13 protein-coding genes and 1 riboswitch are annotated in these 12,731 nt (G+C 38.9%); of the genes, 7 read left to right on the top strand and 6 right to left on the bottom strand.

What is annotated here, in order from left to right:
• Positions 1-192: 192 nt before the first annotated feature.
• The 7 genes from ACIQLB_RS11635 (at position 193) to ACIQLB_RS11665 (ending at position 7,275) form a co-directional block, all read left to right on the top strand.
• Positions 193-1,731, top strand: coding sequence for an acyl-CoA carboxylase subunit beta (locus ACIQLB_RS11635; protein WP_400725470.1), 1,539 nt, complete (start codon positions 193-195; stop codon positions 1,729-1,731).
• A 254-nt stretch (positions 1,732-1,985) separates the two neighbouring features.
• Entirely contained in the window at positions 1,986-2,549 is a 564-nt protein-coding gene (locus ACIQLB_RS11640) for a VanZ family protein (RefSeq protein ID WP_400725473.1), read from the top strand.
• A 328-nt stretch (positions 2,550-2,877) separates the two neighbouring features.
• Entirely contained in the window at positions 2,878-3,579 is a 702-nt protein-coding gene (locus tag ACIQLB_RS11645; protein WP_400725476.1) for a hypothetical protein, read from the top strand.
• Positions 3,580-3,603: 24 nt separating this feature from the next.
• Complete coding sequence (ybaK, locus tag ACIQLB_RS11650; protein ID WP_400725479.1) at positions 3,604-4,098, top strand: Cys-tRNA(Pro) deacylase; 495 nt, start codon at positions 3,604-3,606, stop codon at positions 4,096-4,098.
• Positions 4,099-4,205: 107 nt separating this feature from the next.
• The gene (locus tag ACIQLB_RS11655; RefSeq protein ID WP_400725482.1) at positions 4,206-4,841 is read left to right on the top strand and encodes a YczE/YyaS/YitT family protein; all 636 of its coding nucleotides are present in this window, start codon (positions 4,206-4,208) and stop codon (positions 4,839-4,841) included.
• Between the two features lie 99 nt (positions 4,842-4,940).
• Positions 4,941-6,017, top strand: coding sequence for a nucleotide kinase (locus ACIQLB_RS11660; RefSeq protein ID WP_400725485.1), 1,077 nt, complete (start codon positions 4,941-4,943; stop codon positions 6,015-6,017).
• Positions 6,018-6,075: 58 nt separating this feature from the next.
• Positions 6,076-7,275, top strand: coding sequence for a glycine C-acetyltransferase (locus ACIQLB_RS11665; protein WP_400725488.1), 1,200 nt, complete (start codon positions 6,076-6,078; stop codon positions 7,273-7,275).
• 462 nt (positions 7,276-7,737) lie between these two features.
• Here the strand turns inward: ACIQLB_RS11665 and ACIQLB_RS11670 are convergent, their stop codons facing one another.
• The 6 genes from ACIQLB_RS11670 to ACIQLB_RS11695 form a co-directional block, all read right to left on the bottom strand.
• A complete protein-coding gene (locus ACIQLB_RS11670) occupies positions 7,738-7,947 on the bottom strand; it encodes a hypothetical protein (protein WP_400725859.1) in 210 nt (69 codons plus the stop codon).
• Positions 7,938-8,456 (bottom strand): alpha-hydroxy acid oxidase, encoded by a 519-nt coding sequence (locus ACIQLB_RS11675; RefSeq protein ID WP_400725491.1) that lies wholly within the window; start codon positions 8,454-8,456, stop codon positions 7,938-7,940. The genes ACIQLB_RS11670 and ACIQLB_RS11675 overlap by 10 nt, the downstream gene beginning before the upstream one ends.
• Positions 8,457-8,469: 13 nt before the next feature.
• On the bottom strand, positions 8,470-9,141 hold the full coding sequence (locus ACIQLB_RS11680) for a methionine ABC transporter permease (RefSeq protein WP_400725494.1): 672 nt from the start codon (positions 9,139-9,141) through the stop codon (positions 8,470-8,472).
• Positions 9,134-10,159 carry a methionine ABC transporter ATP-binding protein gene (locus ACIQLB_RS11685; protein WP_400725497.1) on the bottom strand — a complete coding sequence of 342 codons (1,026 nt, stop codon included), beginning with the start codon at positions 10,157-10,159 and terminating at the stop codon, positions 9,134-9,136. Before ACIQLB_RS11685 ends, ACIQLB_RS11680 begins: the two co-directional genes overlap by 8 nt.
• 105 nt (positions 10,160-10,264) lie before the next feature.
• The gene (locus ACIQLB_RS11690) at positions 10,265-11,089 is read right to left on the bottom strand and encodes a MetQ/NlpA family ABC transporter substrate-binding protein (protein WP_400725500.1); all 825 of its coding nucleotides are present in this window, start codon (positions 11,087-11,089) and stop codon (positions 10,265-10,267) included.
• Between the two features lie 88 nt (positions 11,090-11,177).
• Positions 11,178-11,282, bottom strand: a riboswitch (SAM riboswitch).
• Between the two features lie 238 nt (positions 11,283-11,520).
• The gene (locus ACIQLB_RS11695) at positions 11,521-12,690 is read right to left on the bottom strand and encodes a pyridoxal phosphate-dependent aminotransferase (protein ID WP_400725503.1); all 1,170 of its coding nucleotides are present in this window, start codon (positions 12,688-12,690) and stop codon (positions 11,521-11,523) included.
• Positions 12,691-12,731 lie beyond the last annotated feature (41 nt).

Here is a 12,731-nt window from a genome sequence, read left to right on the forward strand (position 1 = left end):
GGCTTACCACATCATCAAAAGTCGGGGATGACATTTTTAAAAAGTATGCAATGTATATAAGTTGATTGGAGTGGAGGATGGGCGACTCCTCGGGGATCAGCGTTACACGTTATGATGATGAACCAAAAACTGGGTATATTATTAATTATTTATGCTAAGGCATAACCGATTGGGCAAAAGGAGGAATTAAATATGAGCAATGTACCGACAGAAAATACAACTAAAACAATGAAGGAACAAATTTTAGCAGGTGGTCTGCCAAAATATCACGATAAAAATGCACAACAAGGAAAGTTATTTGTACGTGAACGACTCGAATTATTATTAGATGATGGGCTGCAATCAGAGGATGGTTTGTACGCGAACTGCTTAGCGGGTGACTTACCGGCAGATGGCGTTGTAACAGGAATCGGTAAAATCCATGGCCGTACTGTTTGTGTTTTAGCAAACGATTCGACGATAAAAGCTGGCTCTTGGGGTAAACGTACAGTAGAAAAAATGATTCGTATTCAAGAAACAGCAGAAAAGCTAAATTGCCCATTACTGTATCTAGTCGATTCAGCAGGTGCGCGTATTACAGATCAATTAGAAATGTTTCCTGGTCGTAGAGGAGCAGGACGTATTTTTTATAATCAGGTAAAGCTTTCAGGTAAAATTCCTCAAATATGCTTACTGTTTGGACCTTCGGCAGCAGGAGGTGCATATATCCCTGCATTCTGCGATATTGTAGTCATGGTAGAGGGCAATGCATCGATGTATTTAGGATCCCCACGTATGGCGGAAATGGTGATAGGCGAGAAGGTAGATTTGGAAACGATGGGTGGAGCGAAAATGCACTGTTCTGTTTCCGGTTGCGGAGATGTGCTTGCTAAAACGGAACAGGAAGCAATTTCCTATGCCCGTAAATATTTAAGCTATTTCCCAAACAACTATGCAGAGCGCAGTAAGGTAGAGGCTCCCAAACCACCAGCGGCATTTGAGAAATCGATTGAGGAACTAATACCGAAAAATCAAAACGTACCTTTTGATATGTATAAGTTAATTGAACGTATTATTGATGAAGATTCGTTTTGTGAAGTAAAAAAATTATTCGCTTCAGAATTAATTACAGGACTTGGACGCATTAATGGGCAATCCGTCGGAATTATCGCCAATCAACCGCGCGTAAAGGGGGGCGTTTTGTTCCACGATTCAGCTGATAAAGCAGCAAAATTCATTTCACTTTGTGATGCGTTTAATATTCCGCTTCTTTTCCTTGCAGATGTACCAGGCTTTATGATTGGTACGCAAGTTGAAAAAGCTGGAATTATACGCCATGGTGCGAAAATGATTTTTGCCATGAGCGAGGCGACCGTTCCTAAATTAACAGTCATTGTTCGTAAGGCATATGGTGCAGGTCTGTATGCGATGGCAGGTCCTGCTTTTGAGCCAGACTGCTGTATTGCGCTATCCAATGCACAAATTGCTGTAATGGGCCCTGAAGCTGCGGTCAACGCAGTATACGCAAATAAAATTGCTGAACTCCCAAAAGAGGACCAGGCAAGCTTTATTGCAGAAAAACGCAAAGAATATCAAGAGGAAATCGATGTCTATCGTCTAGCTTCAGAGATGATCATTGACGATGTTATTGAGCCAAATGATTTAAGAAAAGCACTTGAATCACGTTTAGAACTCTATATGTCAAAATATTTATTATTCTCAGAACGTAAGCATGGTGTAAATCCAGTATAAAGTTTGAAATAATGCTGTCTCAGTTTAATTGAGGCAGCTTTTTTGTTCATCACAAAAGTCGAGGGTTTTGTTAAAATTTGTTTATTTATCTCTTTTCTAATTGAACCTGGACAAACGTATAGTATAGGGGGATAAAGTACTCCTAATGTGCTAGTATCCTTTAAAACGCTTTACCCATCTTATTATTACCACTTGCATGGGGAAGTGGGGCATATTAAAATTATGAGAGGATACAGGAGGTAGGTTGTAAAGGCATGACAAAAAATAATATACAAGGTAATGCCAAGCTACCATTACCTTATCGTTCATTGATAGATACATATTATTTACCAATCAAAATAACAGGTTGGATATTTTTTTGTATTTACTCCATTATAGCTTTTTATAAACTGGTCATTGATCGTCTAGTGAATGTAGTCATTATTTTATTTAAAGGTGAATATTCTTTTGATGAATTAGGATTGTTTGATTATAGTGACTGGCGATTAACTACAAATTTTGTTCCCTTTGATACAATTCTTCGCTATATAAATTACTCTCAGTATTTTAATTTTGATATCATTCTCGTTAATTTACTCGGCAATTTATTAATATTTACCCCAATGGGCTTTTTACTTCCATTATTATCGAAAAAGTTTCGTAAAGCTCGGACCGTTATTTATGTAGGTTTCTTCTCTAGCTTAGCGGTAGAAACTATCCAATTTATTTTTACAGTTGGGTCAGCAGATGTGGATGATTTAATTTTAAATACACTCGGAGCATGGCTTGGTTATTTAGCCTATAAAAGTATACTTATTAAACCTAAAAAAGATAGATAGAAACAGTCCTTGTTGAAGGGCTGTTTTTTTTAGTGGTGAATTAACATCATTTATAAAGTGATAACAGTAATATTTTTTATTGAAATTATATATTACAGTAATAAATGAATGAGAAAAATGGATTTAGATAAAGGTCTTTATGCCTATTTAATCAAAAATGGATTATTCCTTTAGGAGCTTAGTATTAATTTGCTCTTGAATTTGATAATGAAAATTCCGATAATTAGTGTAAAGAAACTGTTCAGACGGAATAGGTAAAGTTAATTGAAGATATTATCATATCTGTTAATTAACTTGCATATTAAATTAGAAAGCCGAGGTGAATTATATGAAACTATCCAATTTAATAGAACAAGAAAGAATTTCATCACACTATAATCGTAAAAAGATTTTACAACGAAAACAAGCAGGTGATGCATATCGAAAAAACTCTCTATATTTTCAGCCAAAGAAAAATCCGTTATTGTTTGAACTAGAAAATTTACTATTAGGGCATACAGATCAAGAACTCTATGAGCAACAAAAAGAAGAATCAAAAGAAATCACGCCTCAACAGCAAGCAATCATTCAAGATTTGCAACAAACGCAAAAGCCTGAAGCTCTTGCATATCCACTAGAGCATGTAGATGAGGAAGCGCCTATACTAGATGAGGAGACGTTACAAATTCTAGAGCAGGTGCGGAATACAGCTCTAGCACCCATGCAACCATCACCACAGGATTTACATGTAGCAGTAAGTGGAGATGCTAAAATTCAACACATGCAAGCGCAGTTAAATGGTCAAGAGGTAGATAAAGATGACAGTGATCCTGCTTTTGTACGTGAAGTAATTGAAGTTAAAGTACCAGAACGTTTTTCGATAGAATTGAAATTAAATCCATTTGCAGATACAATTTTCGGTAAGAGTTATGCAGAGGCATATAGGGCGCGAACATTTAAATACGCTTCTGAAAAATATGCCACTCATATTCAAATGGCGAAAGATGGCTATCGACCAGGAAATGACCCTATGTTCTCCATGATAGCCTGATGCTACAGATAGGAGTTTTTTTACATGGCTAAGGCAAAACATGCGAAAACGAATGCTATAAGATTATTGGAGCAACAAAAAATACAGTTCGAAGTAATTGAATATGAGACTGGTGACGGCCAAGTTGACGGAATTTCGGTTGCTGAAAAAATTGGTCACCCAGTTTCTCGTGTTTTCAAAACATTAGTAGCAAAGGCAAGTGCACAAAAGCTTTTTGTATTTGTTATTCCTGTAGCAGATGAGCTGGATTTAAAAGCTGCTGCAAAGGTTGTGGGCGAGAAGAAAATCGACATGCTCCCGGTTAAGGAGTTACTCGGCTATACAGGCTATGTACGAGGTGGATGCTCTCCAGTCGGCATGAAGAAGCTTTATCCAACTGTCATCGATGCGTCAGCTCAAGAGCAAGGAAGTATTATTGTGAGTGCCGGGAAAATCGGCATGCAAATCCACGTACAGCTAGATGATTTAGTCGCAGTGACAAAAGCAAAACTCGCAACAATTACCACTACCCAAGGATGATATGCTGGGTAGTTTTTTTATTTAAGTTGTCAGGAAGTAAGAGTAGGATTTTTGTAGAAAATAGGGTACTGTTACAGCAATATCATACATAGAGAGAAGGATATGATATGAGGAAAATTACGGGGTGGCGTTGGACGTTTTTTATTGGTGGCTTAATGGTGATGTCGCTTGGAATTACAATGTCCATTAAAGGGAAAATCATAGGAACGAGCCCTTGGGATGTGTTACATGTGGGTTTATTTCAGAATCTTGGTTTATCAATTGGTACTTGGTCTATTTTAACAGGGCTTTTAATTGTTGTTTCAACTGCAATTGTTTTACGAGAATGGCCAAAAATCGGGACATGGCTCAATATGCTACTTATCGGATCATTTATAGATGTTTTTAATTGGCTATTACCATCAACAAGTATTTATGGCTTACAGATAACTTATTTTGTAGTAGGTTTATTTGTTTTAAGCTTTGGCTGTGGTATGTATATTGCTCCGAATATGGGGGCAGGGCCACGGGATACATTAATGATGATTCTTGTTGAAAAATTTGGCGGAACGATTAAAACAGCACGAATGGGTATCGAGGTGCTTGTAACAATTCTTGGCTGGTTACTCGGAGGTCCTGTTGGCATTGGTACTGTGGTCATTGCTTTAACATCAGGCTATATTGTGCAATATTCGTTACCTTATTGTCGAAAGGTATTAATGAAGTGTATTGGCGATATAGAGGGCATGAAGCCATTCTATTAAATAAGAAGCTACTTTTATTTGTGAAAAATAAAAGTAGCTCTTCATTTTTTTAAAGGTTCCTTCATATAATGCAAGGCATAAGATAAAGGGGGATCGAAATTGAACGGAAATGTGACCTATTATTATGGACACGCACTGACTGGGCAAGGAATTAAACATTTATATAAAGAAATGATGGATGAGGCTGAATTAGTTTATATTTTGCAGGGTGCACCTACGTTTAAAGGATCGGAGCTTCTTAAAGAGCTTGGGTATTTTTATGTGAAGCAAGGCTTTGCGGTGGAGTGGTTTAAGCATGCGTTGCTGGAGGATATTGTTGAGGCAGTGTATGTTCAAGGATGTAATCGACTATTTGTATGGTCATCGGAATGGGGAATTGAACCGGTTTTCCTTGGAACAAAGCATCGGGTGATGTCATTTTATGATTGTTTAGAAGAAATCCAGCTTGAAAGGGTTGGCGAACAGCTCGCTGATGCAATGACGGAACGAGAGTCATGGAGTGAGAAGTGTATTTCGAAGCTGAATAATGCTATAAAGATTCATGATGATTGGGAAGTAGTCACACAGAGCTGTATGAACTGGCAGGCATTAAATGACCAGATTGAAAATTTAAAGACAGATATTTTCCAATCGATGGTCTTAAATAAAACAGGAATGCGCACACATCGCTTACTCGGAACATTAACACCGAGGGGGGCCGAAAATACAGTAGATAGCATAACAAAAAATGTAGCGCGAAGATTGATGATCAAAGGTAAGCCAGGTACAGGTAAATCTTCTTTAATGAAAGGTTTAGCAGACGAGGCAAATGCGAGAGGGCTCGATGCACAAATTATTTGGTGTGGCTTGGATTCAAACTCTGTTGACATGGTTATTATCCCGGAATTGAATTTCTGTATCTTTGATAGTACAGAGCCTCATATCTTTGACCCACAGGACGGAAGACTAGGGGATGAAATTTTCGATATAGGGAGACATTGCGCAATTTCACAGGAAGCAGAAGCTCAAATTGAAGATATTCGGGCAAAGTATAAAGAAGCAATGCAGGATGCAATGGGTTATTCGAAGCGTTATGCGGAAGCGGAGTATACAGTCCGTCGATTATTAGATAATTGTGTATCATCATCTCTTTGGCGCGAAAAAACTGCCCCACTATTCGAAAGATTAACAAAGTAATTTTTCTAATAGCATGCTTGTGCTACACTAGGAACTAGAATAGTGTTCCTAGGAAAGGATGATACGCTTGTCAAAAGTATTGAATGCATTTTTAGATGAGAACCTAAAAGCCTTACACGATCAAGGCTTATACAATGAAATTGATCCAGTAGAGGGAGCAAACGGCCCAATTATTCAGGTACGTGGCAAAAATCTAATTAATCTATCCTCAAACAACTATCTTGGCTTAGCAACGAATGAAGATTTAAAGCGTATTGCCAAAGAAACAATTGAGACATACGGTGTGGGGGCTGGAGCAGTCCGTACGATTAATGGCACACTTGATTTACACGTAAAATTAGAGGAAAAGCTTGCTGAATTTAAAGGAACAGAAGCAGCTATCTCTTACCAATCAGGTTTTAACTGTAATATGGCAGCTATTTCAGCTGTTATGGATAAAAATGATGCGATTCTTTCAGACCAATTAAACCATGCATCGATTATTGATGGCTGCCGTTTATCACGTGCGAAAATCATTGCCTTTAATCACTCAGATATGGACGATTTACGTACAAAGGCAAAGGAAGCAAAAGAATCAGGCTTATACAATAAAGTCATGGTCATTACTGATGGTGTATTCTCAATGGACGGTGATATTGCAAAATTACCAGAAATCGTTGAGATTGCGAAAGAGTTTGATTTAATAACATATGTCGATGATGCACACGGATCAGGTGTAACAGGTAAAGGAAAAGGCACTGTAAAGCATTTCGGTTTAGAAAAAGAAATTGACTTCCAAATTGGTACACTTTCTAAAGCAATTGGTGTTGTTGGTGGATATGTAGCAGGTAAGAAAAATTTAATTGACTGGCTGAAAGTGCGTTCTCGTCCATTTTTATTCTCAACAGCATTACCACCAGGTGATGTTGCTGCGATTACAGCAGCCGTGCAAATGCTGATCGACTCAACAGAGCTTCACGATAAGCTGTGGGACAATGGCGATTATCTAAAAGCAGGTCTTGCTAAGTTGGGCTTTAATATCGGCGAATCGGAAACGCCAATTACACCATGTATTATTGGTGATGAAAAGCTTACACAGGAATTTTCACGTCGCCTATTCGAAGAGGGCGTCTACGCTAAATCGATCGTTTTCCCAACGGTTCCAAAAGGCACAGGACGTGTTCGTAACATGCCTACAGCGGCACATACAAAAGAAATGCTAGACGACGCTCTAGCAATCTATGAAAAAGTCGGTCGTGAACTAGGTGTTATTCAATAAAAAATGGGGCTACCTCAATTGTGAGGTAGCCCTTTTTGAGATTCAGACGGATAGTAAGGTCGAAGTGATGGATAGAATCGTCAAAGTCGTGGATAGAACAGCCGAAATCGTGGATAGAACGGTCAAAGTCGTGGATAGAACAGCCAAAATCATGGATAGCCCCGACAGAGTGATGGAAAGAAGAGCCAAAGTGACGGATAGAGGAGCCAAAGCGACGGATAGAAGACAGAGCGACGGAAAGAACCAGAGAAGTGACGGATAGAAGAGCCAAAGCGACGGAAAGCCACCCCGAAGTGACGGATAGAAGACAGAGCGACGGATAGAACCGTCAAAGTCGTCTTTAATTCACGTACATTCTCCCAATTTAACTTCTTTCAGCAGAAAGAAGTTAAAGCCTCCGGCGGATGTCACGGAATCGGAAAGGAGTTCTTTGTGCAAGCACAAAGCCGATTCCGGACGCAATTATGCCGAGGCATAATTGATCGTTGGATGGAACACATTTTGCAAAACGCCCTGTACATATGACTCGAATGAATCATCTGGTAAAGAAGCAGTAAAAACAGGGTCGTTCATATAGTTTCCTCGTGCATACCCAAGCTTTAATGGTGAAAATTGATTGCGAACATCTTCTTCACGCCAGCCAAGCATGACTGTATCTACAGTTAAAACAATCGCCTCAAAACCAGCGGCCTCAGCTCGAGCGGCATGCTATAGGCAATTTTCTCATTTGTTGACCAATATAATTGAAACCATTTAGTAGCAGTGGGAGCTGCTTGTGCTACATCCTCAAGCGCATAGCTTGAAACGGTACTTTGAATATAAGGAATTTTTAACTGATCAGCTGCACGTGCAACAGCAAGCTCTCCCTCATCATGTGCCATTCTGTTCATGCCAACAGGAGCAAATAAGAACGGCGTTGGATGTACTTTGCCAAACAGCTCAATCGATGTATCAATACTTGAAACATCATGTAAAAAGCGTGGAATAATAGAGTATTTTTCAAAGGCTGCACGGTTATTTCGTAATGTTTGCTCACCACCAGCACCTGAACGGATGTAACCAAATGGACCAGCTTCCATTTTTTCTGCAACTGCCTTTTCTAAATCTGCAAAGCAAATAGGGAAGGGGGCTTGTGCATTAATATTTTTTAACAGTAGATCGCCATCTGTTGTCTTTGTCATCGTAATCCTCCTACTAATCTTTCTTTAGCTTCGCGGCAAAGCGGTTACCTATTGATTGAATACTCTGAACAAGGATGATTAAGACAAACACTGTCGCATACATCACATCGACCTCATAGCGTAAATGTCCATAACGGTAGGCGAGATCACCTAAACCACCAGCACCCACCATTCCAGCCATTGCTGTTGCTCCTATAAGACCGATTGTGGCAATCGTTAAGCCTAGAATAATGGCTGGGCGAGCCTCACGTAGTAAGACATTCGAAATAATATGACGACGCTTAATACCCATTGCTGTATAAGCTTCCACAACACCTGGATCAACTTCTAAAAGTGCCGTTTCCATAAGTCGCGCAATATAAGGCGCTGTATAAACAACAAGCGGCACAATAACACCTTTTACCCCAATAGTCGTGCCGACAATTAGCTTCGTGAACGGTAAAATGAAGAATAGTAAAATAATGAACGGTACAGAGCGAATAATATTAATAAATAAATTGAAAAATTGATAGAGAAATTTATTTTCAAACGATTGTCCCGGACGAGTTAAAACGATTAAAAGCCCTAACGGAATTCCGATTAAAATAGAAAAGAATAATGAAATCCCGACCATTTGGAAGGTTTCGATAATGGATTTCCCAATGACATCTGACCAATCTGCAAAGAAGCTTTGAATGCTATTCATTTAATTCGCCTCCTAATTCCTCAACACTTACCCCGTTTTCTGCAAAATACTTAAGTGCTTTTTCTACGATATGTGCCTCACCGTGTAGATGCACGACAATATTACCGACAATGCCGTTTTTTAATTCAATGATATTGGCTGTTAAAATATTTGGTTGTACATCATAAACTTTGCTCACTTCTGCAAGTAATGGTTTCCCTGTACTTTCGCCAAGGAATGTTAAACGAATAACACTTCCCGAAACATTTAATTGCTCGATAAGGGAAGGGGATAAATTACGTTGAGAAATGGTATTTAAAAACTTTCGGGTCGTTGGATGCTGAGGCTTCGAAAATAGTTCTATAGCAGAGCCATATTCCACAACCGTCCCTGATTCAAGAACAGATACATCATCGCAAATTTTTTGAATAACATTCATTTCATGTGTAATGAGTAAAATAGTGATGCCTAGCTCACGATTAATTTTCAAGAGAAGCTCAAGAATAGCATCAGTTGTTTCAGGATCGAGTGCACTTGTCGCTTCATCACTGAGCAAAATTTCAGGTTCTTGGGCAAGGGCACGTGCAATAGCGACACGTTGCTTTTGACCACCTGAAAGCTGGCTAGGATAACTATCTAATTTTTCTGTTAGGCCAACAATTTCTGCATATTTTGCAACGCGTTTTTTCACTTCGGAGTCGTTATAGCCAAGAAGCTTTAAGGGTACCGAAATATTGTTGTAAACAGTCGCTGTTTTTAAGAGGTTAAAATGCTGGAAGATCATCCCGATTTTTTGACGGGTTTTGCGAAGGTCGTTTAGAGAAAGGGAAGTAATATCTACATGATCGATTAATACCTTTCCTGTTGTTGGACGCTCTAATAAATTGACACAGCGAATAAGAGTACTTTTTCCTGCACCACTATAGCCAATAACTCCATGAATTTCACCTTTTTTGACATGTAAGTTAATACCATTTACTGCTTTGACAATACCCTTTTTAGTTTTAAATTCTTTTGTTATATTTTCTAATTGGATCATACTGTGATATCTCCTTTCTAAGTCCTTCTATAAAGCAAGAATCTGCTAGCTTTCCTGTAGGAGTCTCGCAGATTCTCGATTTTATGAAAGGTCCTTAATCGTTACTTACCAGCTTGGAATTATAGCACCTTTGAATTCCTCTTCAATAAATTTGCGTACTTCATCAGATTGATAAGCTTCAACGAATTTCTTAATCGTTGGGTCGTCCTTGTTTTCAGCACGTACCGCAATGTAATTTACATATGGAGAGTCCGTAGATTCTAAAAGAATGGAGTCTTTTTTAGGATCAATGCCAGCTTCAAGAGCGAAGTTCGTATTAATGGCTGCTATATCTACTTCACTAAGCTGCTTCGGAATTTGTGCGGCCTCTAATTCAATGAATTTTAAGTTCTTTTTGTTTTCTTCCACGTCGCGGATAGATGCTGTTAAATCTGCTCCGTCTTTTAATTTAATATAGCCCGCCTCTTGAAGGACAAATAGGGCACGAGCCCCGTTTGTTGGATCATTTGGTAATCCGAATGTTGCACCATCAGGAACGTCTTCTAATGATTTATATTTCTCAGAGTATATGCCCATAGGAGTTAAAATTGTTTTTCCTACTGGTACTAAATCTGTATTGTGATCTTTGTTAAATGCATCGAGGAATGGCTTGTGTTGATAGCTGTTTACATCAAGATCACCCTCGGCTAACGATGTATTTGGTAACACATAATCAGAGAAAGTTTTTAGTTCCACCTCTAAGCCCTTTTCTTTGGCAACTTTTGCAGCAACCTCTGCAATTTGTTCGTGTGGACCAGAAGTTACACCTACTACGATTTTATGTTCATTAATAGCCTTACTTTGACTATCTTCTTTAGTACCACAGCCTACTAATGCTGCTACCAATGTGAGACTCGCTAAACCTAGTAAAAATTTGTTTTTCTTTTTCATGAGAAAACCTCCAAAGTTATTTTTTCGGTTTTTAAAAATAAAAAAACCCTCTTAAAAAAACTAAGAGAGGCTCATGAAAAAACGTCCTCTCTTATCTTTCAAACGATGATCGTTTGCAGGATTTAGCACCTTCCTTAAAAAAGGAGGTTGCCGAGCTTCATAGGGCCAGTCCCTCAGCTACTCTTGATAAGAGATTTATAATATTTTTTTGTAAATCCGATAAAACTAATATAGATTATAGTATATAGTAAGTCAATCGAATTTTTAAAATTTTTTATTTTATTATAATATTTCGTTGAAAAAGAATCCGCTAGAAGAAGGGGGGGAGCAACCAAAAAGATAGTGAAATGAAAAAACTGTCCCCGTAGCCAAGTTTGAGCTAATGGAACAGTTTTTTGGTTGAGTCTACTCAGGTAGGGAGATTGAAATGTTCATAAGCTAAATAAGTTTAATTTTTCAATTCTGCTAATTGCTTCACGTAAGCGGTCTTCGCTAACAAGTAAACCAACCCGAACATAGCCTTCACCATATTGACCGAAGCCATTGCCTGCAGCTACTGCGATATCAGCTTTGTCGAGCAATAAATCGGCAAATTGTTCACTCGTAAAACCTAGCGGAACAGGAAGCCAGGCAAAGAAAGAGCCTCTCGGTGCTGTTACTTGCCAACCAATTCGCTGAGCTTCTTCGATCAGGACGTTTCGTCGACGCTCATAAGTCGCTCTTAGCTTATCCGCGCAACTCTGGGAAGCAGTAAGTGCAACTGCCGCGGCTTGTTGCACTGCAGGGAATTGGCTACAAAATAGATGATCTTGAATAAGGTTAATGGCTGCAACAATATCGGGATTACCAACTGCAAAACCAATGCGCCAGCCTGCCATATTATACGTTTTTGATAATGTATACATTTCAATACCGACATCTTTAGCACCGTCAGCTTGCAAGAAACTGATAGGTCTATTGCCGTCAAATCCGATCGCCCCGTAGGCAAAATCATGTGATACGATAATATTATGCTCTTTTGCAAAGCGTACTGTTTCCTCGAAAAATTCAAGTGTTGCCGTACCACCAGTTGGGTTATTCGGGTAATTCAAGTAAAGCAGCTTCGCCTTTTCCTTTATTTCATCGGATAAAGCATTATAATCTGGCAAGAAATCATTTTCTGCAAAAAGTGGCATGACTTCAAAATTAACATCGCTTAATACGACACCAGATAAGTAATCTGGATATCCAGGATCCGGTAATAGCATTGTATCACCGGGATTTAAAACGGCTAACGGTAGCTCAACAAGACCGATTTTCGTACCACCGAGAATAGCTACCTCTGTTTCAGGGTCAATGTCAACATTGTATTCACGTTTGTAGAAGCTTGCTGCTGCTTGGCGTAATTCTGCTATGCCGCGAAATGGAGAGTATTTATGATTTTGTGGATTTTCTGCTGCCTCCTGTAATGCTTTAATAATATGTGGAGGAGTGGGTTGATCTGGATTACCTTGACCAAGATTGATAACATCACGCCCTTCAGCTAGAGCAGCGTTTACTTTTTGCACAAGTGCTGCAAAAAATTGAGTTGGGAGTTGCTGTAGTTTTTTTGAGAATTCCATGCATGTCCACCTTTTTCAGAATATAATAATTATTAAAGATA

The organism is Lysinibacillus sp. NPDC092081 (genome assembly GCF_044755845.1).
Lineage (GTDB): Bacteria > Bacillota > Bacilli > Bacillales_A > Planococcaceae > Lysinibacillus.

Bases quoted from the DNA above. Each gene is read 5' to 3' on its own strand.
- ACIQLB_RS11680 (WP_400725494.1), bottom strand. From the start codon at position 9,141: ATGAATAGCATTCAAAGCTTCTTTGCAGATTGGTCAGATGTCATTGGG.
- ACIQLB_RS11695 (WP_400725503.1), bottom strand. From the start codon at position 12,690: ATGGAATTCTCAAAAAAACTACAGCAACTCCCAACTCAATTTTTTGCA.
- ACIQLB_RS11640 (WP_400725473.1), top strand. From the start codon at position 1,986: ATGACAAAAAATAATATACAAGGTAATGCCAAGCTACCATTACCTTAT.
- ACIQLB_RS11655 (WP_400725482.1), top strand. From the start codon at position 4,206: ATGAGGAAAATTACGGGGTGGCGTTGGACGTTTTTTATTGGTGGCTTA.
- ACIQLB_RS11645 (WP_400725476.1), top strand. From the start codon at position 2,878: ATGAAACTATCCAATTTAATAGAACAAGAAAGAATTTCATCACACTAT.
- ACIQLB_RS11665 (WP_400725488.1), top strand. From the start codon at position 6,076: ATGATACGCTTGTCAAAAGTATTGAATGCATTTTTAGATGAGAACCTA.
- ACIQLB_RS11635 (WP_400725470.1), top strand. From the start codon at position 193: ATGAGCAATGTACCGACAGAAAATACAACTAAAACAATGAAGGAACAA.
- ACIQLB_RS11675 (WP_400725491.1), bottom strand. From the start codon at position 8,456: ATGACAAAGACAACAGATGGCGATCTACTGTTAAAAAATATTAATGCA.
- ACIQLB_RS11685 (WP_400725497.1), bottom strand. From the start codon at position 10,159: ATGATCCAATTAGAAAATATAACAAAAGAATTTAAAACTAAAAAGGGT.
- ACIQLB_RS11690 (WP_400725500.1), bottom strand. From the start codon at position 11,089: ATGAAAAAGAAAAACAAATTTTTACTAGGTTTAGCGAGTCTCACATTG.
- ybaK (WP_400725479.1), top strand. From the start codon at position 3,604: ATGGCTAAGGCAAAACATGCGAAAACGAATGCTATAAGATTATTGGAG.